Below are 22,293 nucleotides of genomic sequence, written 5' to 3'. Positions count from 1 at the left end.
CTCCTACATAGTTAAAACGATTTGGCTTCGCTGCTTGACCAAGACGGCATGAGGGTATTGGATGGCAAATCTTCATCCAGTAGTTTTTGAGCAGTTTCTACACCAGCAACAGGTAATCCTTTAGGATTGAGTAATCCAATTTGAACCAGAACGGATGCCTGATCCCAGTAGATATGTTCATGGCAGAGTTTTGGGCCACGGAACTGGATCACACCCAACATAGGAATCTCAACATACTTTCCTGTTGGCGCGACACCTGGCAGTAACCAGTCAATTTCACTGTCATGGGTAAAACTCATAATGAATTCATCCACCACCTGTGTTGAACCAACAGTGCGTGAGATCGACGTGATCTTCATATCTTTTGGATTTTGATGAACGAAGTGATATTGATAGAAGCGGGCAAGTTGGCTATATCCCACACCACCTGTCAATGTTGGAATATGATTGACATAGGGTTGCGCCACCATGGTTGCCATAGTGGCAGGTACATCGCGTGTATCAAATTCATAACGGATATGCGCTTCCCAAAGTGCAACCAAATCATAAACTGGTCCGATACTTTGATGCAGTGCGGTAATACTGCGTTCATGGGCAAAGCGTGCGGAAGGTTTGTGATAATGTTCGCTGTTTGGTCGGGCAAAGGCATGATCTACACCCTCATAGACATAAGCCTGAACATTGCTATATTGGGCGGCAGCATCCAGAATCTTTTGGCGTGCCTCTGGCGGTGTAAACTTGTCTAATTCAGCAATATGTAAAACTACTCGCCCTTTGGCATTTTCAAGTTCATCGAGTGTCTTCTCGATTCCTACCCCGTAATAACCCACAGCACAGGCCACTTCAGGAATACGACAACCTGCCAGATACGCCAGTTTTCCACCCAGACAATATCCCACGACACCTAAGCCTGCACTGGCATCGCAACTCTCTAAAGTTTTGAGAAAATTCAAGCTATCTTGAATATCTTCGACACCTTGATCTTCATCATAGTGTTGATAAAGCTCGAAGGCTTTTTGAAAATCTTGCTCGGTATAACCCAGTTCAATGCGAGGTGCAGTACGCCAGAATAAATCTGGTACCAATACGGTATAACCTTCCTCAGCCAAGAAATCAGCCTTGATACGCATTGCTGCATTCACACCAAAAATTTCCTGACACAGTACAATTCCAGGCCCTTTTCCGCCCTCTGCAATTGCCAAATACCCAGCAAATGACTTCCCTGTTTGTGTTTTTACTTCAATATATTGACCTGACATTTCATCCACTCCAGACCTAACCGTTAGCGTTATCATGTCTGTGAAAGGTATTTAACGTCTGTCCAAAATCTGCGAGGATTATCCAATCAGTGCGGAATACTGTGAAAGATGAAAATTCAATGCATAAAATTTATTTTTAGAAATTGTTAGATCTTTCATAGATCAAAAATGAGCATATTGAGCGAATCGTTTTGATATTGAAATTGCCTTTGGGCTGAGGCGAGGATGAGAGGGCTTTTATGTTGAATTATGGTTTTAATAAGGACTTATGATAGAAGCTGATTGCCACTTTTTATAAATGTCTTGTCATCTACTATTCTGAACAACATTATCTTAAACAAGATTTTGCTCACCACATCAATAAGCCATAGTTAAATAAGTAAATCTGCAATTTTGCAAAAGTTCTCAATAGAACTCATTGTTAAAGTCCATCTCACTTAGCAATACATTGCAACAATACCCTGTTGTTCAGTAAGCTATGTTCAACGCTACCTGTAATGCACGCTTCTGTGCGATTCGTCCCAACTTCTATAAAGCTGATTCTATCAAGCTGAGTGAATATATTAGACATGGTTTCTGATTTATTAAATTCTAATATGCACCTTGCATTTTCTGACAACAATCAAGTTCGTGTAGTAACGACTTTTTCTGAATTTGTAAATACGACATTTCAAGGCGAGATAAATGCCATTTGTTGGAACAGAGATTTGCTGGGTGATTTTAAAGAAATTGTGTCTAAACTTGAGTTAAAAGAAAATATTACCGAAGTTTCCACTGAAGATCTTTTAGCGCTACAACTTTCAGAAAAAGGCATTCTGGCAAGGGATATCATCTTAAGCGATATACAACTATTAACTGATTTCGGTGCTTCGCCTTCACTGAATTTACTTAAACATTATGAACGGGATCAAGATCTGGATTTCATTTCTACAGATGTATATTCGTATCATGTTGATCGTTCGCCCATTGAAACAGATACTTTTTTATGTACCTATCATGGCGCTGCCAGTGACATCATCTCCAATGATCAAGTGGAACAAAAGATTTTGATCCCAGAAATCAGGGAAAAGCTTAAAGCATTACATGACGGTCCTGAAGCAGAATTTGAAACCTTTCTGCAAGAGTATTTTTTTGATCTGCATTACCAGCCGAAACCCAACTCAGAACCTGTAAATTTAGGCTCAGGACATCTTTGGCGCTTAGCGGTAGATCATCCAACCCAACAGGTTTTACCTTGCGTTCATCGAGCGCCCGTTGAAAAGGATGGCGAATATAGATTGTTGTTAATTTGTTAGATCATGCCCCAATATACCTAATAAATAGAGAAAAACTGCCTCTTGAGATGACAAGTCTAAAAAGAATGATCAAAGCACGCGCTTGTAAATAATGCTGTGTAATTCCATTTTAAAATAATCAACGACACGCACATTAAGCAAGAGTCTAAAGTAGTTTATTAACGCTTTCCCATTTTGGAAAGAATCGGGTTAAAAGCACGAATGAATTAATAGATTATATTTTTACTCGATTCTTAGTTTCACTTGGATTCTCTCCAAATTCTTCACGATATTCATGCGAAAAACGGCCCAAGTGATTAAATCCCCAATCAAAAGCTAATTTTGAAATGGAAATATTTTTGTCCATAGAGGTACTTAAAGTCTTATAAACTTGTTGTAAACGATATCTACGTAAAAAAGTCAAAGGACTTGTGCCATAGTACTGTTGAAATTCAGCATATAATTTAGACTTTGATACGCCAGCTAATCTTAGCAAATCTTCTGCACGAATCTCCTCATGGGCATACTTCTGAATATAGTCGCATACCTTACGTAAGTATTCTGGCGCTTGTTGATCAGATAAGGATCTTAACAAGCTTGAATAATTATTTTCTTGCGAGAGTAATAAAGCTTTAATCAGGAAATTTTCATAATCCTCTGACCAAAGTTGTAAGCCCTGCATACTTTTGTATTGAGATCGCAGCAACAAAAAATGATCAATATTTTGCCACCACATCCCGATACCCTGATCAATCTTCAAACTCATTTCAGGATTGAAAACCACGGGCTCTTCAACAGATTGACGTAGTAATTCGCCTAACACCTTCTGCATACTTTTTTCAGGAATAACCACTTGATATTTTTTACAATCTTTATCAATCGCTAAATCTTGTAAATCTGCATTAGATAAAATTAAGCCTTTATCCGCACTGGAAATGTAATTGGTGCCATTGATTGCTAAAGTCTGCTTACCTTGAATCGGCAAGCTAATACTATATGCCCTTAAATTAGACGTGTTAATGAGTACATTTGCACCATAGCTGATCTTACCGATCGCCATACGCTTGTGGGGTAATCGAATCCCTTCATAATGAAAATCTAAGACATTTCGACCGCATGTATCTAAATGATGCTCCCCACATATTGAGGACATTAAACTGTGTGCAAATTCTGCCTGACGGGAATAGTGATTTAGATCCATCTCTTGGCTTAGTGATAACATATTCTTTTCACCTAGCTAACGCTCAATACTTGTTAAGGGGCAAATTACGTGCCAATTCCTTTACTTAAAATATTAAGCTCTGTTCATCCATAAACAATGTAGAAAATCAATTTTGTATCATTCTTTATAACAAATTAAATTGAGAACTTATATACTATTTGGGTATGCAAGTATTCCCCCAATAAGTACCCTTGCAAAAGTTCTCCAGCATTAAAAGTCTGACTACAACGTAAAAATTATTTTCTTTAGCATGCTATTAGAAATCTAGAAACCAGATAATTTCAAACATAACAAATAATTATGGATATTATTGGCTCTAATAAATCATAACTTATAGCAATATTTGAGAAGATATTCTCATAGAACTTATATCCTAAAATTCACTTAATTTAATATCATAGCGACTATCTAACACCACAAAGGGTTCAGCAACCTCCTCCCATACCTGACGTGCCATGCTCTGCCATTTAGCCATATCATTTATATAATCTCGTGGCCGCCAATCCTCTGGTTTCATATGTTGAAAATGCTGCCTAATCAATTTAACGGACAGGTTAAAATCATCTTTGCTTAAATCTTCAAAAGTATAAAATTTTAGATACTCCCCCTCTTCAGATTTTATACTTTCATGTAGCTGTGGGTAATTTGGTAAAAAAACTTCATCCAATAAATCACCAAATGCATCCCAATAAGTACTATTAATCAACTCTGAAAGACTTTTATCTCCTTTTGGCCTTTCATTATTAAAACCTATAAATATCATCCCACTCATAATTTACTCCTTGATAAGGATAAATTTTCCTGTTGATATATTGAAAGAATTTTTACATAACTCAAAAAACCTCCTGATTCCTTGGATATAGAACTCTAAAATCAATAGGGGAAATCGGCTTTACTTATATGATTTTAATATTTTTTCTTCTTACATAAGCTCAATTACCCTTAAATAATTATGAGTTCACCTTGTGAGACTCTTTGCCTCTTATTAAGTTTAAAAGAATTCTTTTTAGTTAAATCTATTAAATATTCAAAAAATTTCATTCCAGTTGGTATAACTTTTTTATCATTTTCACTAAGAGACCACCATCACATCGACCAATATTTTTCATAAAATATTTAAAATCATCTTTTATATCAATATTATATAATCTCTCTATTTTTTTATTTCGTCATTGCTATAACCTTTAATTAATTCTTTCTTTATTAGATTACTTTCAGTAAATAATTCAAAAGAACATTTTCCATGGGTTTAATCCTGTCGAACCGTGATACTACTTGTAACTCTAATATCAGTCTGATTTTTAAATGAATTAGAGTTATGAGATTCACTTATTAATCTTACTCTATTGTTAGAACCTATCTATATTATGCTCTATTACATATGTGCAGAAATTACTTTTCAAGACTAGAAGTCTTTGTTAGATTAAATAATAGCTATTGAATCAGGAAATATTCCTTATATAAGCTGCTATTATTATGTTTACAACAAAAATGACAACGCTGATGTAAAAATAATTCAAGTTTAAAAAGTTATTTTTTTGTCTTTTGAATACATATATTGGGAATAAAATAAACCACTCCCATGCTGGGCAGTAAGCTGATTTAGCTTTCAAAAACTTCCTATCTTTAATAAACATTATAGCTTGTAACCCAACTAAAATGATATTGAATATATAAATTTGAATAAAATCAAAGCCAGTGAGATGTAATCCAATATTTCCAAAAATATACACAAATGGTGATAAAACTAATAGCTTAAAATTTATGTTATTAATTTTTTCTAACTCTTTAAGTGCTTTCATTTTTTATAAAAATTTATTCCAATTAAAAATATTTTATCATTTAAAATAAAAAATGCGAGCTTAATCTACCATTTTATGACTACCGCATTGACTGCTCGACTCTTATCTCCACCCATACCTCAATCTTGGACTTTTTCTGAAGCTTGTTTGTAACTTGATGAATTATTTTTCAGAAGTTCTTGTTTTTCAGCTTCATTGTTTGAGTTTTGATACTTATTCCAATCTTCTCCACCTTTGGCTTGTAGTTCTGCTATCGCTGTCTGTTCAGTGTTTTTCTTCTCTTGTTCCGCTTGTTTTTGCTGATTTTGCTGATTTTGACTATAGGTTCTTGTTGCTGCCACAATAGTTGAAGTCACTTATTTACGTCGGACTTATCTTGAAAAATGTAAAGCTCTGATGTCTGACTGGGCTAAGTTTTGTGCTGCATAAAAAATAAATAGCATAAAATTAATGTTCCTACCTTTGAGGCAGAAGCATCAATCCATTTATTAATAATCAAAAAACCTAAAAATTAACTTACACAAAATAATTTAAGAGCTCTACTACATTTAATTTACAGTCCCATTATTACTTATAAATTTTTTAACCAATCAGGCTCTTCTTCTTCAATAAGCTCAGCATATTCTCTATTTTCAATGATATTAATCCATCCACCACTCCATAAATCAAACATAGAGAGTTTTTCAATAATATATAAATTTTTATCAATCTTAGATATAGAAATCATACCAAATTTATAATGAGTATAGTCCCCACCTGCGCCTGCTGGTATGCGCGCATCTATATCTTTATGATTCCAGTTTAAAACCTTTCCTGTTACCTGTGGTATAGCCTCTAAAAACTCAATTTCAAATGTACTAGATATTTTGCATAAACATGGAACATTGCTTACTTCCAATATTTTTTTTGTATACAAGTTATCTTCAATTTGCATCTCGGTACTTGCATTAAATCCGCAAGTTCTTATGCTGTACCACTTGAACCGCTCTAGCAAGAAACGAAACAAATAGGTGTTGCTGGAATATTCCATACAGCTTCTGCTACTTGCACTATATTTTTCAGTTTATTATTAATTATTGGTATTTTATCTACAGCAAAACTTCAATCGAACTGCTTTCTGAAATAATAAATTAGCACCATTTATAAAGTTTTTAATTTATTAATTACACTAAAAATTTATATTAACCCCTTGAAAATTACAATTAATAAATTTAACACCATCGGAGCAAGAGAAATCCAAATTTGTTATAAAATCATTTACTCCATCATATTCCAAGCTAGAGAATGAGCAATTATCAAATAGAGCATTTTTCAAGTTAGCATTTAAAAATATTGCTCCTTCAAATTTTGAATCCTTTATTTCTGCATTTTCGAAATTTGAAGCTTTAAAACTAGATTTCGAAAAATCACAACCAATGATCTTTGTATTTTTAAAGTTACAACTGTTAAAATTATTATAAGAATAACTATTTCTTGGATTTCCACCATTACCAAATGCTAAACAATCTTTAAAATAACAGTTTTCAAAATTTGAATTTGGAGAAAAGAATGGTATAAATTGTACTCTTTCAAAAAAAGATCCCGAAAAATTAGTATCAATTGCTACAGCATGATGAAAGTGCGTCCTTAAAAATTTTGAACAAGATAAATTTGCATGGGATAAATAATGTCCCATCCACACTTTTCCAAAGCTTAAATTACTTAAATCTATAAAAGATAGATCTATTAACTCTGACTTATCTTCTTGTATTATGACTTTTGGTAACTTCTCATATAGAGCTTTATCAATTCCTAAATTCTCATCCCCCTGCAAGTGACTATTAATCCATTTTTTTAAAAAGACATAATCAACTTCTTTGTCCCACTTATTTTCAGTTTTCATTTATTTCCCCCAATCAAAGTCTACATACGTTTTACCATTTGGTGCTGTTTTTACAATACCAATTCTATTAATTTGTGAAGGATCAATTTGAGCTGGTACAGAAATTTCTAATTCGCCCCCCAAAGTATTTTTTTGAACCATACCACTAATACCAATACCTTTTGAAGAGGTCGACTGAAGGGCATCTAAATCATAACCATTGACATTCTTTAACTCTACAACAATTCCATTTGGTCCAGCCCAATATGCCGCTCCTGCATCACCTCCTTGAGAAATAACACTAGTCGTTGTACCTCTAAATGCAGTATCTCTATTTCCTGCTTGATGAGACATTAATTCAATATTTGTCCCTCTTGCATTTAGACCATTTTTTTGTATATACGATGCTAATTGCTCTGGAGATAAATTATCTGGTAAATTTAATGATTTTGCATCTGCACCATGATAAAGTTCTTTGTATATCTGTGGATAAACTACTTCACCATTTAATAAAGCTTTATCAGAACCACTGATTAATTCTTTTGTTTTTTCAGAGATAACAGGCTGATTTGAATTATTTGTAACATTATCAAAAGTATTAGTTGTTGCTTTTAAACCTTGATTTATAGCTATTGCTTCTGCGCCAATACTGACACCACCAGCTCCTAATTTAACCCATCCAGCTGTACCTTCCGAGACACCTAATGATGTTAATGTCGATGAAGCCGTTTGACCCGATGGTAAGCTCCCAAAATTATTCCAACCTGTTCGTATATCATCCAGACCATTGATAACTAGAAAGCTCGAACCACTCCTCATAAACCATAGCATTTTGATGTTCGTTCAGTATAATTTGGGACAGCACGTACAGCTTCAACAACTTGTTCCATATTCGTATGTCTTGTACGTCTATTTCATATTAACAAAATATTTTTTCAGACTGCTTCAAAAAATCACTCAAACCTTTTGGAATCAAACTATGATCTATAAGTTGATAATTTCTTTTTTGCATATGTGTAATAAAACTTTCTGGCAACCGCACCTTATACTTTTTTACCCAACTTATAATTACTGCATCCCATACATATACTCCATCAGTCTTAATGACAAATGGAGTAAATTCTCCATCATAAGGATCATCTATTGGGCTTACAAATTCCAATAAAGTCAATCCTGACTCTAAATACTTTACAATTTTATCAGCTTCAACTTCAGAAAGAACATACTTATTATCCTCAATACTTGGTTTATCTAAAGGTCTATCTTGATAGTATTTTTCCTTAAATAATAACAAAGTTTTTAATTGCATATAGTCATCTTCCTATTTTGGATAAAACATTTTCCACTCAGGCTTAATTTCTGGAAAAGCTTTTACTACAGGCATTTTATCAGAGTCCATAACCCATTTTTTTGCGATAGAATCCCATGCAACTGGTCTTGTTCGGGGTGCAATTCACACTTACATTATATTTGCTAAAATTCAGAAACACTGATACTACTTTATTTAGTACTTGACCATTTCTTTAAAATTACATTTACATCATTAGTACACTCTGGATGAAGATTTAAAAACTTTTCGCAAGCTAATCTGACAAATTTACAACAAATTTCCTCACTTACCGTGACAGTATTCTCTGATGAAGGGGGGTATCCAATAGCAAATTGAACGCCTTCAAAATGTTCCTCTTCTTCACTACTGTTCATATCAGGGAAAAAACAATATATGCCATCCAACATATAAGACTCTCGGTCAATAATATTTTCAATAGCATCTAAAAAACGACCTTCGTTATACATTAAATCAAAGTAACTTTTTACAGTTCCTTCCGTATTAAAATGATCATAAGGCAAATCAAACAAATGTTTCATTTTATTTCCTATTTAGGATGAAAATTACTAATTCCTTTCGTTTTAGGATCTATATATATCCTAAATGTCACTCCACCAGCAGATGCATCATATGCTTGTACTCCTTTAGCTATCGCCTGTTTATAACCATTAGCTGCAGCTTTTTGTCCCAATTCAAGTATTTTTTTATCTGTAAAGATTTTAGGATCATAAACCGTTTTTTCAAATGGTTTAGCACCATTCCCTTTATAATTTCCTGTAAAATTCCCAGCAGCATCTTTAGTCGGAATTTTATATTCGATCTGTGTTATGCCGTCTACATTTGTTGGTTTCTCATTTAAAATCTGTACGCCTTTATCTTTAGCTTCTTTATAGAAAGCATCAGCATTGTGTCCTCCAGAAACACCTGATTTTTGAGTAAAACCATCAACAGTTGCTAAATGCGTAGGTTGTTTAATCTGAAAACTAATGCCTTCTGGAGTTTTTGCTAGAATATAAGAATTCTTTATATTTTTAACTGCTTCTATTGTAATAGTCCCACCCTTTTTAACTACAGTAACTGCCCCTGCACTTATCGCAGCTGAAAGTAGATTTATAGTAGTGGTCATTTCAGCATTGCCCAATGCTTCGAAATCTGCCGGTGTATTGCCTAACATATTTACTGTTGTAATCGTTTTTGTAGTATCCCATATCTCTGCAGGAATATCCTTTATACCCTCATATATAGCTTTTGCTGTACCTTTAAGATCATTCTTAACCGCTTCATATACCTCTTTAGGAACGTTTGGTAAATTCTTTATATCATTCGCAAATTTTAATAATGCTTGATCCTGTCCTTTCCTGAATGCTGCATCTTGTGCCGCATCCATTTGTTTATAAGCAACCACACATTCATCACTCCAACAACCTAAGTGTTTTATGTCCTGCCAGTATGATGTCTTGTTATTCTCCACCGCATTCTGCCCAACTACGCCAGCAAGCTGTGCATTAAATGCTGAATCTCCTACAGTACCACCAACCACAGCTCCTATCGCTGCAGTCAGATCTCGAATTTGAGTCTTCACATCTTCTGGTAAAAGGTTCGGTTGGAACTCTCCATTGACATCTTGATATTCTTTTTTGTCTTTGTATTGATTGGTGAGATAATCCGCTGCTGCTTCACTTGCAACCGCTGCACTGCCTCCTGCTGCTGGATTACCGCCATTTACATAGGCAAGTGCTGCTCCCAATATCGCATGGGCAGCCAACTGAGCTGCTTTGTTTTTGTCCTCTCCATGACCTAACTCTTTTCCAATAATATTTGCTGCATAAGGTGCAAGGGCATTGGCTGCAACTTGTAAATCTGTTTGACCACCCAATGCACCTGTAACTGCCATAGTTACTGCATTGACTGCTCGACTCTTATCTCCACCCATACCCCAGTCTTGATTTAATTGACTTGCTTTATCGTAGTCAGGTGAATATTGGCGTAAATATTCCTCTTGTTTTGCAGGGTCAAGACTTTGATAGTAATTAAGCGCATCGCTATTTTGATTGAGTTGTTCAAGTACATGTTGCTTTGCAGTTTGTTTTTCTGTTTCCGCTTGTTTTTGCTGATTTTGACTATAGGTTCTTGTTGCTGCCACAATAGTTGAAGTCGCATCTGCTACGGTTTTTTGCTTGTCGATAATCTCTTGTAGATTTGGTAATGTGTCTACACTTCGATGTGCTGTACTGGCATCACTATGGATCCCTAACGCTGTGGTCGTTGTGGCTTGACCACCAATCGTGATATTACCTTCGCTTAAGGTTGAACGAGTGACACTACTGTCTTTGTCAGATTCATGCTGGGGTAAGCTTGGGCTAAAGGTCGTGCTATCTCGCCAATTGACATTATTGGTATATTTATTTCCCTGATTATCTGTTTTGGTCTCTTCTCCAAAGCGTGTTCCACCAGATAAACTCACCGAAGTCGCATCATAACTGCTCTTATTGTTGATATCGCTAAATGTCAAACTATTCGCAGTCAAATCATTATTTTCTTTCTTCGCGGTAGAAACAATTGCACCACCTTTAAGATCAACTTGATCAGCTTTGACATGGTAACCACCATCACCAGCGAATAGACCTGCTTGCTGATTCACACTATTGGAAGAACCGTTTGCACTACTGTTCGATAGATTTCCAGACGCTTGCCATGCTGTACCCAATGAAGCTTGGAGACGTGCTCCTGCACCACTTTGATCTATCTTTTGTTCAACTTGGTCTTGTTGACTGATGATACTGAGCTTGCCCCCCACATCCGCATCAATACGATTTGCTGTGGCTTTAGCGCCAGCCAAAGTTGTATCACCCTTACTCGTCAAACTCACTTTATTGGCTTCTAATGTTGTTTGACTATGCGTATTACGATCAAGCTGATTACTGCCTTTACCATAGCCTGCCTCAGCATAGATATACGCACCTGTTTGAGCCCCTACCGATGCACCTACACCGACACTTAAACCAGCATTACTATTTTTACCCTGTGCCTTTTCTTGGCTTTGTCCTGATTCTAAAAGAATATTTTTAGCCGAATCTAAGCTTATTGTTTCTTTCGCTTTGACTTGAGTATTCTGTAAATGAATATCACCTGCTGTACTGGTGAGATTGACGTTACCACCCGCACTGATCTGGTTTGGTTGTGAAGTCGCATAACTATTGCTTTGTTGATTTTTACTGGTACTAAAACCTATACCAGCCTCTGCTTTAGCAACTGAACCGCCTTTAATGTCACTATAACTTTGATAAGCTTGCGCACCCGCTGCCAATCCCTGTAAAGCTTGGGTACGATCATCTGCGGCATTGCCTTTAGCGGCTTTGTCTGCCGAACCCAGCAAATCTAAAATTGGTGAACTTATCCGTTTAAATACACCGACTTTTAAATCTTTCGATGAACTGTCTGAGCTTCCAGTATTGTAATCATCCAATACACTGATTTGTTTTGCAGTAATATTGATATCTTTATTGGCAACAATATCTGCAACTTGCTGATTATAGTGATTGCCTGCCTGAATATTGACATTGCCCTCTAAACTTCCGACTTGGCTACGTTGCTGTTCAATACTTTGACTATTGCTTTGGTTTTTACCCTTCATATAGCCATAAAATTGTTCAGTATCTGAAATCTGAGCACTACCAATGCCTTTATTTGAACTGCTTTGACTTTGGCTTTGACTACTCTGTGCTGATTTAATATTGACATCATTCGCAGCATTGATCTTCACATCACCTTGTGAAGCGACTGAACTGCCGTGGATATTGATGTCACCTTTTTCTGTTTGTAATGTGGTTTTTCCACCCACAGAAAGTTGTGTACCTGTAACCTTATCTACATTTCCTTGACCTTTGTCTTTATTATTATAAACACCTGCAGGCGCAGCCCAATTTCGTGTGTCAACACTAAACCCACTTTGTTTACTATTTGCAGTCTGATCTTGACGATCAGTCACATAGTTCAAGTTAATGTTATCTTTTGCATGTAACAGTGCATCACCTTCAACAGCGAGTTGTGCACCTTGGCTATTTATATTTCCGCCTGTTGCAATGATATTTAAATTACCTTTCGCTTCTGCTTGAGTCACAACGGCTTGAGTATTTGTATAGTTACTACTTTGATTGGATTTTTGATTTCCTGCAGTCAGCACAATAGGCGTTTGTGCGGCCATCAATGCTTTATCAACAGCATCCGCTCGTGACATCACCTGACCTACAGCACTATCACTAAATTGACCATTATCGGCATTTTTCTTATAGGTTGAAGCCGCTGCTGTACCAGGTGAATAGGTTAGCCCAACTGAAAAACCTGAGTTTTTACTCTGTACCTTTGTATGTTGCTTACTACTTTCATATCCTGCATTTAGACTAACATTAGCACCTTGTAGATTCAGGTCTTTGCCTGCACCCAAAATAGCGGCTTCCGCTGTCAAATCCTTGCCTGCTAGAATATTGGTATTTCCTTGCGTACTTATAATTTTACTTTGCAGTAACTCAGTTGATTGATTATCCTGCTGAGCTTTTACATTTGATTTACCATAACCAATACTGGCTACACCACCTGAGAGGCTTGCAGTAAAACCAGATTTTTTAACACGCTTTTCTGACTCATTTAGGTATTGGTTTTCAGCAGCGGTAATACTGACATTTTCTTTGGCCTGAATTTGTGTTAATTCATCTGAAATTATTTTACTGCCTTGTATCTTGACATTTTTGGCATCTAAAATGACTTGCTTACCATCAACAGTACTGGCTATGCCCTCATCTGACTTATCATTTCGGTAAGTTTGAGTTGTTTTACTGCTTAAAAAGCTCTTTTTCTTCACTTCATCTGCATGTTCAACTGTACTGCGAGCACGTCCTTCTTGAATATTGAGTTGTTCTTCAGCACTTAAAGTCGTCCGACCTAGCATACTACTGACCTGAGAACCTGTAATATCAATATTTTTCCCAGTCAGGGTTAAGTCACCTTTTGCAACGATTTGATTACCTACATCTTGTTGCGTTGTACTAAAGTCATAATTTTTATTATTTTTATAACTATTGTTAATCCGCTCTGTTTGTAATGTCGCTAAATTTACATCCCCTTGCGTTTGTAGAATGGTTGAACCATTGCTATTTAAAATTTCTGCGCCTTTCAATGTGGTATTACCAGCCACTTTGATATTTAAAGTCGTTTTTAAATTATCACTGCCTTCCACTGAGCTAGTCTGGTTATTACCCACATAGATCCCTGCTTTACGATCTATCGCGGTAAAACCATAATTACTCCGGCCTTTTTGTTTATTATTACTGGTCAATGTACTATTTACATTTAAATTTCCGCCAATATCAAAAGATGCTGCTTCTTTTGCAACAATCTGGCTGCCAATATTGTTTAAATCATTTTGCGTTTTAATCCCAACACGATTGGCTTCCATTCGTCCAGCCAATTGGTTGACATTATTTGCATTGATGATCAGTGCTTCACGGCCAGCGATCGTCGCTTGATTAAGCACATCACCGTTCATATTCAGTTGCACTTGATCAGCACTGATCAAAGTACCATCACCTTTTAAATCACCTGGTCTTGCTCGAACATAAACTTGTGGAACCAATACTTTACTACTTGTCCCATCTGCCAATGTGATGGTTTTTTCTTCTAACCACACAATATCACTGGTGAGCTGTGCAATCTGGGCAGCAGTTAAAGCAATTCCAGGACGTAAGTTATAACTTTTAGCAAAGGTTAAGCCATTGTTCATTAAAGCTTTATATTGCTCTTCATCACTACCATAACCAGATAAAAAACGATGCCCTGTCAATTGTGCAATTTGATCTTGCACCAAACGTTGCTCATAGAAACCATCACCTAGGCGTTTTTGTTGATTTGCTGGATCTAAACCAAGTGCATTCAACATATAATCGGATGATAGCCATTTTTTATATTGACTAAATGCTGGATCAGTTTCTACCAAATACTGCGCTTGGCTATCTTTGGTTGTGCTATACAACGCATTACTTGGTAAGGTAATTGTCTTTTGTTCTACACTACGCACCTCATAGTCAGATGCTTTGTCTACCCCAGACACCTGCTTGTCTAAAGCATTTAGCTGTTGAGCTGAATCAACTTTTTGATTTTCAGTTGGTTGGACTTGCTGTTGTGAACCATTCGGATCTAGCTCACCAAGCTGCTGATTTTGTGCATTTTCTGATTGTTTAACATTGACCTGTTGTCCAGCATCCACTGCAACTTGCTTTTGTTGAGCCTGTTGTTTGGCATATTCAAGTGCTTGCGCTTGTTTGGAACCTGTGACATGCACTTGAACAGTGTCATTGGTCTTGTCTTTAATCTCTGTCGTTGGAACAGCAATAACTTTATTGCCACCATAAAGGCCACTTAACTGATATGGCTCTGTCTCATCAGCAGGCGCATAGGCCATTGAACTCTTTCGACCAGAATCATAAAACCATTTTTTTGGATTTTTAAATTGAATGAGTTTATTTGCTAAATAGGCTTTGTTATCAATATCAGTTCCTTCTACCTTTAATACTCCTGCTGCAAGTATTTGGCTCTGATCATTTACGATATGATCAGATTGAAGCAACATATTGCCCCCACTCAATATTTGCCCAGGTGTACTGGTTAATACTTCGGGAACATAGGTTTCTTTATCATATTCAAAAATATTATAGGTACGTAAACGTCGCCCATCACTTAACACAAGCCAGTAAAAACCACCGTCTCTCTCCAGCTCAACAAGCAAATCTGCAACATCAATCCCAGGATGTCGATTATCCTCATAACTGTGTACAAATTTGGATGACTCTAATACTTGGTGTACTGAAAAATTATCATTTAAATTTTGAATTTCTTTTGCAGTGAGTCGCATATTGCCTTGAGACTCAATGGTTGCACTACGATTATTAATCAGTTGGGCTTGACCTTGTGCTTGATAATTACCATTCAGTGAGCCCCCAACATTTAATTGCCCCATACTCAATATCCAAGCATTGTCTTTTGAGTCACTATTGATCAAACCTCCTGCTTGGTTATTTAAAATATCAATCCCTAAATCAATATCTCCACGTGAAGCAATAACTGCGCCTGAGGAGGAACGAGCAGAGCACTGCTCTGCTCCGACGCAAGATCCGTTCGATTTGTTATTTAAGGTCTGTGCTTGTATAGCAATATGATCACCATAAATTTTAGCACCATCATTCCAGACTAAATTTGCTTTTAAGTGGGTTAACTCACCATTAATTAAACCTTGATTATGTAGCACATCGTTGGCGATTAAATGTGTTTCAATACTGCTAATACTCGCCCCAGTTTGATTTAAAATATTCTGAGCATTTACGGTAAGGCCTTTGCCTGCACTTAAGACAGATTGATTGATGAAATCGTGTTCGCTATTGATCTTCAGTAAACCATTGGCACTCAGTTCATCACCTTGCTGATGTGTATAACTTTGCTTTAAATTCAATTCAGCATCACCAAGGCTAATGATTTTACCTTGATTGATTAAATTGTTCGCACTGATTGCTAACCGATTTTGCGCGATGAGCTCCCCTTGAGTATTATTAATATTTAAGGTTTTTTGAGAATCACCAATCAATAATGTCCCTAGGCTGGTCACACTGCCTTGTTGATTATCAAAGTTCTGCTGAATCAAAAGTGATGCATCTTTGCTTGCTCTAATTCCACCAGATTGGTTTTTTAACTCACGTGCATTTAATTGGATATTTTGAGCATCTAAACCACCCAAAATCGTATCATCTAAATTTTGTCGATTGTCGATCACTTGCGCTTGGATTGATAAATCCTCAGCAGCAACAATATGACTGCCTTGACCACTGTTGTTCAATTGGTCGGTATGAATTTGAATATTTTTTAATGCTTGAATTTGACCTTGGTTATTCAGCACCCCACCTGACTGTTGTTGAGCAATTGTTAGATTGCCTTGACTATTGATTTGTCCTTTTTGATTGGATAATTGTTGTGCGCTGATTTCTACATCATCTGCTGAAGCAAGAATGCCGTTATCATTTAATAACTGTTGGACATGGGTTAAATTAAGTTTTCCTTGGCTGAGTATTCCACCACGAGCACCAGAATTTTGATTCAACAAATCATGCTGATTGGTATCGATGCTTAATTCAGAGTTAGATTGGATCAAACCTGAATTATTGTTAAGTAAACCTGTTTTTAGCAAAATTTGATCTGCTAAAATTTTACCTGATTCATTATTCAATGTTTGTAATTGGCTGTCTAAATTCAATTTTTCTAGTGATGAGATTTGCCCTAAGCGATTATCAATGCCTTGAGCAACAACATTTAATCCTTTACTTGCAAATAATTCGCCCTGATGATTATTCAATGCACCTTGTACAGTTAAATCTGCGCGTCCCTGTTCTGATTGAATAATACCTTGCTCATTATTTAAATCTGTACTGTTTATCTGTAGATCTTTTTGTGCAGCGATTATACCTTGCTGATTTTGAATTGCTGACTGTGCCAACAGTTGTAGTTGATCTTGGGTATAGATTGTTCCAGATTGATTATCTAAAGTGTTTGTTTCAATCTTGGTTTTTAAAATACTCTGTATTTTACCTTTTTGATTGTTGATTTGCTGCGCTTTTAAATTCGCTTCTTGTTGTGCAAATATTTCACCTGACAGATTACTCAGCTCATTGTCTACAAATAAATTTAACGAACCTTGTTCTGCTCTGATTTTACCCAAATCATTAAGCAATGACTGTGAGGTTAAATCAATCTGTTTAGACGCAATAACCCCTGAAGTATTATTCACTTGACCAGTGGCTACAATCTTAGACTGATCTTGTGCATAAATCACACCAAGATGATTGTCTAATGTAGCAGTATTTAGATGTAATTTTTGACCCGCTACAGCTTTACCTTCAACATTATTCCAATGACCACTATTCATTGTTAAGTCTTGCGCGGCTGAAATCTCGCCTTTGATATTGCTTAATTCGTTGGCAATATCGAGTTGCATTGCAGATTGCTGTGCAATTAATTTACCAGCATTATTTGATAATGAAGCTGCATTTAAATTAAATCCTTGGTTAGCCGCGATCACACCATCTTGATTGTTAATATGCGCTAAAGCATTTAATTTTAATTGACCCTCTGCATAGAGTGTACCAGCAGTATTATCCAAAGATTGAACGGTTAAATCAGCATGTTGACCTGCCTGAATTTGTCCATTTTGAGAAGATAGATCCTTTGCAGTGATCGCAACATTTTTTGCTGCCACAAGAATGCCTGAATCATTGTTTAAATTTTGCTGAGTAATAATATTTAAATGTTGTTTTTCAGAGCGTATTTGCCCTGAAGTATTATCTAATGATTGAGCATTAACTGAGATATTGTTATTGGCAGCAATTGTACCAGACTGATTTTCAATTCCCCCGTCTATATCTAAGTTTAAGCCTTGATTAGAAAAAATTGTTCCAGATGCATTGTTTAAACTTAGACTTTGAATACTGATATCTTGATTAGACAACAGTTTTCCACGTTGATTATCCAGCGCTCCACTGATACTGAGATCAAGATTTGACTGTTCGGATTGAACTGTACCCTCTGTATTATTTAATGATTGCGCCTTTACATATACCGCTTGTTTGGCTGCTAAGATACCTTGCTGATTATTAATGCCATGTTTTGCAATGATATTAAGCGAATCGTCTGTATATACAGTACCTTGTGTATTGTTGATATCATCAGCTTCTATCCCCAGTTGTTTATCTACAAGAAGCTTACCTGCACTGTTATTCAGTTGAGTAACATTCAGCTGAGCGCTACCAGCAGCACTAATCACACCTGAGCTATTATTCAATGTTTGTGCAACATTCACTTTCAACTGCCCATTAGCATCACTTTGAAGCAATTGCCCTTGTTGATGGCTCAGTTCAGTTGCATTCAAATCAATATTTTGTGCAGATGTAAGCGCTTGGTCTAAATTAGCAATGCCTATATCGAGTTGTAGATGGCTGTTACTTTGGATTTTGCCTTGTTGTCCTTGTAGGTTTTGTGCTGTGATTTTTAACTGTTGATCACCTGCATGTAAAATCTCACCTGCAACCGAATTCAGTACATTGGTCTTGATTACAGTACCTGTAGCATTACTGATAATCTGCCCTGCATTGTTATCAATCTGATTTGCGACATCCAGAATAAAATCATTTTTACCTGTGTGTTGAATTAAACCTTGGTTGTTATTCAACTGTGCTGTATTAAGATTGACCTGTTTTGCACTATATTGCCCTTTTTCATTGACAATACTTTGTATTGCGGTTAAATCCAGTTGCTCATCTGCAATAATTTTTGCATTGCTGGTATTCAGTTGGGTTGTTGCAATGTTGATATTTTTGGCTTGGCTTTCACTTTGACTTAAGTCTGCTGTTTGAGCTGCTTTAATTTGCAACTCAGCACCTGCCAAAATTTTCCCTGCCAGCTGAACCTGTTGCGCATCAATATTCAGTGTGGCATCTGTATTGCTTAGTTTCCCATCTTGATCAAGACCTGCGACCCATACTGCATTTTTATCACTGGTGATCGTATTTGCTTGAACTGTGATTTTATTCTGTGCAGCCAATTGACCATGCTGTTTTAACTGATTCACTGTTAAATCAGCACTATTGCCAGCATAGATTTGCCCAGTACTTTGTAACTGCTGGGCATTCAATTTAAGATTTTGCGCAGCAATCAAATTACCTGCTGAATCCTGCATCGTACCATTATCAATTTGATCAACATTGATGTTTAGATCTGCTGTTTTGGATTGAATTGTACCCTGTTGATTGTTTAAACTCTGACCTATCAGGTGTACATTCTGTGCTGAAATCTCCCCTTTACGATTGTCTAAAGTTTGAATAGACAGCTTGGCATCCGCATTGACTGAACCGATTACGCCTTGGGTATTATTGGTGTTCGCAGAATTTAGAGTTAATGCATCCGCAGCAAGAATTTGACCTTGGCGATTATCAATCTCAGCTGAATTTAAGTTGAGTGTCTTGGCGCTTTGTAAACGGCCTTGATCGTTATTTAATTGTTGTGCGGTTAAATCAAAGCTTTGATTGGCATTAATTACACCTTTTTGATTATCCACCTGTTGTGCAGTGATATTCACCACATTCGCAGTGAGTTTACCTTGTTGGTTGTCAAAGTATTGCCCATTAAATAGCAATTCAGGCAGTTGAATTTCACCACCATTGTTTTTAATACTGCCTTCAACTCTAAGCTTGATTTCAGCATTGTTGACAATTGCACCTTCTACATTGGCAATATCTTGAGCAATCTGAATATTTCCTGCTTCAAAAGTTTTTGGTGTCAGGTCTGTGGGTGCAACTTCAACCGTACTTGAGTCTTGCGCTGAAGACTGTTGCTCTGGATCAGTCACACTTGGCGATGTGGTTCCACCCGGTGTTTGCCCTGTCCCACTAGGATCGACGGTTGCCTGACCAATTAAGCCCTGAGTATTGTCTAAGTTTTTTGCAGCAATGTTGAGTTGTTGCTGACCTGTTTGCTCGATTTTACCTTTGTTATTGGTTAAGTTTTGCGCAGTAAAATCAATTCGTCCTGCGTTAATCACCCCCTCATTATTATCAATCTTGCCTTGAGCATTGAGTTTAATTTCATCACGAGTCGCAATCAGCCCAGTGTTTTGAATATTGTCGGCTTGAATCTGTATTTGTTGTTGTGTACTACTGATATTACCGCTGTTTTTTACATTGCTTGCCTGAATTAGAATTTGATCTTTATTGGCAATCATATTGCCTGTATTGGTTAAGTCACCATTGGCATTTAAACGCATCTGACCTGTCGTGGCATTGAGTGACCCGGCATTACGCACCCCTAAACCTTTTTCAGTACCGACCAAATAGATTTTTCCAGCATACATCCCACCTAATTTTCCAACATCAAGGGCAAAGCTCGGTGTAGGTGAAGATGTGGTACTTGTTGTTGCAGTAATCTTTGCTGAGTTCTGATCTTGAACATTAATGTCGTTTTGACCCAACACGGTTTTTAGTTCATTGGCATATAGACCCGCATTGACGTTTAAAGCACGTGCATAAATATCGGTATAAGGGGTTAAGCTTCCATTTAAGCCTTTCCCTTCAATCGTGACTTGCCCTTCACGTACTCGGAATGAATCAAGATAACCTTGATGCATTACTGCTTGACCCGTGGTTAAGGTAAAACGATCTGCGTTAATCACCCCACAACCATCACAGATCAAGCCAGATGGGTTGGCAATCACCACTTGCGCTTGTTTACCCGCAACCTCCAAATAACCTTTGAGCTGGCTCGGATTACTGCTGTTTACTTCATTCAGGATTACCTTGGCTTCACCTTTGGCGAGCCATGGATTGCCTTGTACCCAGCCACCCAATTGGGTTTGGGTATTATTTCGTGCATTATTTAGAATCGCACCTTCCTGACCCACATCAAACTGGGTATAGGTATTGCGTGATACACCACCTGCACTTGGGGTTTGAATATTGACTTGGGTCAAACCATTGCTGCTGTTGAGAATGGTGGCTTGTTGTGAGTTTGGTGCTGATCGATCTGCCACAATTTGACTTTCAGCGATGCTTGCCATCGGCAAGGTGTAAATTGCCGCACCCAATAGGCTCACCACAGCAAAATTAACAGGATTGAGTTTTTTATAGGTGATTGAAGATGCTCCCGTGACATCCTCTATTTCAATTTCACCAATGCTATGTGATTGTCCCGCTGTTTTTGTACGGCTTTTTACAATCTCAGCAACCGCAATAAACATGCCACGTGCTTGACTAAAAATAACGCGATAACGATTCTTATTCATAATGTTTTACCTAAATGTTTTAATATTTTTTCAAGATTGAATGTTGCATATGGACATTGGATGTAATGGATTAATACATCCAGTTCAGGCTAAATCCTGTCGTCACATTGTCTGTTTTAAAGTGGTCTGGTTTTTTTAACGGCGTCCCAACAAAAACGTCATAATTGACCGATTTTAAGACTTGCCCACGTAATCCAAAGGCAGCGCCCATTAAATTTGTTCCCAGCAATGGATTCGGTTCATGTGCGGTTTTACCCCCCACTTCGCCATAGTCAATTCCTGTGTACCATTGCATCGGAAGCTTAAACATCGAGCCACTGATTTCATTACGGACTAAAAAGCCGTTATCTGCCAATAAAGTTTGTTCACCATCAAACCCTCTTACGGTATAGCGATTCCCAATCGAGAATCGATCTTGAGGGGTCAATGGTTTTTTACTGTACTGTGTTCGCCATTCAGCAAGATACTGTAGCGATTGATTACCGACTTTAAATGGCACTTGCAGACTGGCATTGGCTTGTAAAATACCCACATGGGTATAGGCTTCGCCAAATTGCTCTTCAGGTGCATGCATTGCATTAAATGCACCTGTACCGCGTTTATAGGTTAAATTGCCTGTTAAAGTCGCATTGGCTAGATATTCTGTATGATCCAAACTGGCTTTCCAGCCACCGGTTTTT

At 36.9% G+C, this 22,293-nt stretch carries 13 protein-coding genes; 1 reads left to right on the top strand and 12 read right to left on the bottom strand.

Translation table 11 applies throughout. From position 1 onward, the window contains the following. Positions 1 to 11: 11 nt before the first annotated feature. Positions 12 to 1,259, bottom strand: a complete 1,248-nt coding sequence (locus M2R48_RS07465; protein WP_262085633.1) for a dienelactone hydrolase family protein — start codon at positions 1,257 to 1,259, stop codon at positions 12 to 14. 596 nt (positions 1,260 to 1,855) lie between these two features. Between M2R48_RS07465 and M2R48_RS07460 the strand changes: the two genes are divergently transcribed. Next, positions 1,856 to 2,554: a DUF1826 domain-containing protein gene (locus M2R48_RS07460; RefSeq protein WP_262087461.1), complete on the top strand. Its 699-nt coding sequence runs from the start codon at positions 1,856 to 1,858 to the stop codon at positions 2,552 to 2,554. A gap of 214 nt (positions 2,555 to 2,768) precedes the next feature. Here M2R48_RS07460 and M2R48_RS07455 read toward each other — a convergent pair whose 3' ends face one another. The 11 genes from M2R48_RS07455 to M2R48_RS07395 form a co-directional block, all read right to left on the bottom strand. Further along, entirely contained in the window at positions 2,769 to 3,755 is a 987-nt protein-coding gene (locus M2R48_RS07455) for an AraC family transcriptional regulator (protein WP_209826446.1), read from the bottom strand. Positions 3,756 to 4,128: 373 nt separating this feature from the next. After that, positions 4,129 to 4,527 (bottom strand): hypothetical protein, encoded by a 399-nt coding sequence (locus M2R48_RS07450; protein WP_262085632.1) that lies wholly within the window; start codon positions 4,525 to 4,527, stop codon positions 4,129 to 4,131. A 670-nt stretch (positions 4,528 to 5,197) separates the two neighbouring features. After that, positions 5,198 to 5,557, bottom strand: coding sequence for a hypothetical protein (locus M2R48_RS07445; RefSeq protein WP_262085631.1), 360 nt, complete (start codon positions 5,555 to 5,557; stop codon positions 5,198 to 5,200). 119 nt (positions 5,558 to 5,676) lie between these two features. Beyond that, positions 5,677 to 5,913 carry a hypothetical protein gene (locus tag M2R48_RS07440; protein ID WP_262085630.1) on the bottom strand — a complete coding sequence of 79 codons (237 nt, stop codon included), beginning with the start codon at positions 5,911 to 5,913 and terminating at the stop codon, positions 5,677 to 5,679. A gap of 215 nt (positions 5,914 to 6,128) precedes the next feature. Continuing rightward, positions 6,129 to 6,491 (bottom strand): hypothetical protein, encoded by a 363-nt coding sequence (locus tag M2R48_RS07435; protein ID WP_262085629.1) that lies wholly within the window; start codon positions 6,489 to 6,491, stop codon positions 6,129 to 6,131. 234 nt (positions 6,492 to 6,725) lie between these two features. Then, positions 6,726 to 7,439, bottom strand: coding sequence for a pentapeptide repeat-containing protein (locus tag M2R48_RS07430; RefSeq protein ID WP_262085628.1), 714 nt, complete (start codon positions 7,437 to 7,439; stop codon positions 6,726 to 6,728). Beyond that, positions 7,440 to 8,249: a hypothetical protein gene (locus M2R48_RS07425; protein WP_262085627.1), complete on the bottom strand. Its 810-nt coding sequence runs from the start codon at positions 8,247 to 8,249 to the stop codon at positions 7,440 to 7,442. 88 nt (positions 8,250 to 8,337) lie between these two features. Next, on the bottom strand, positions 8,338 to 8,727 hold the full coding sequence (locus tag M2R48_RS07420) for a hypothetical protein (RefSeq protein WP_262085626.1): 390 nt from the start codon (positions 8,725 to 8,727) through the stop codon (positions 8,338 to 8,340). Between the two features lie 191 nt (positions 8,728 to 8,918). After that, a complete protein-coding gene (gene cdiI, locus M2R48_RS07415; protein ID WP_262085625.1) occupies positions 8,919 to 9,287 on the bottom strand; it encodes a ribonuclease toxin immunity protein CdiI in 369 nt (122 codons plus the stop codon). An 8-nt stretch (positions 9,288 to 9,295) separates the two neighbouring features. Beyond that, positions 9,296 to 21,613, bottom strand: a complete 12,318-nt coding sequence (locus M2R48_RS07400; RefSeq protein WP_410004157.1) for a hemagglutinin repeat-containing protein — start codon at positions 21,611 to 21,613, stop codon at positions 9,296 to 9,298. A gap of 70 nt (positions 21,614 to 21,683) precedes the next feature. Beyond that, a partial coding sequence (locus tag M2R48_RS07395; RefSeq protein WP_262085624.1) for a ShlB/FhaC/HecB family hemolysin secretion/activation protein occupies positions 21,684 to 22,293 on the bottom strand: 610 nt, incomplete at its 5' end.

The sequence above is a fragment of the Acinetobacter sp. I-MWF genome (assembly GCF_025433935.1).
Classification (GTDB): Bacteria; Pseudomonadota; Gammaproteobacteria; order Pseudomonadales; family Moraxellaceae; genus Acinetobacter; species Acinetobacter guillouiae.
This window is presented reverse-complemented; position numbering and strand designations above follow the sequence as displayed.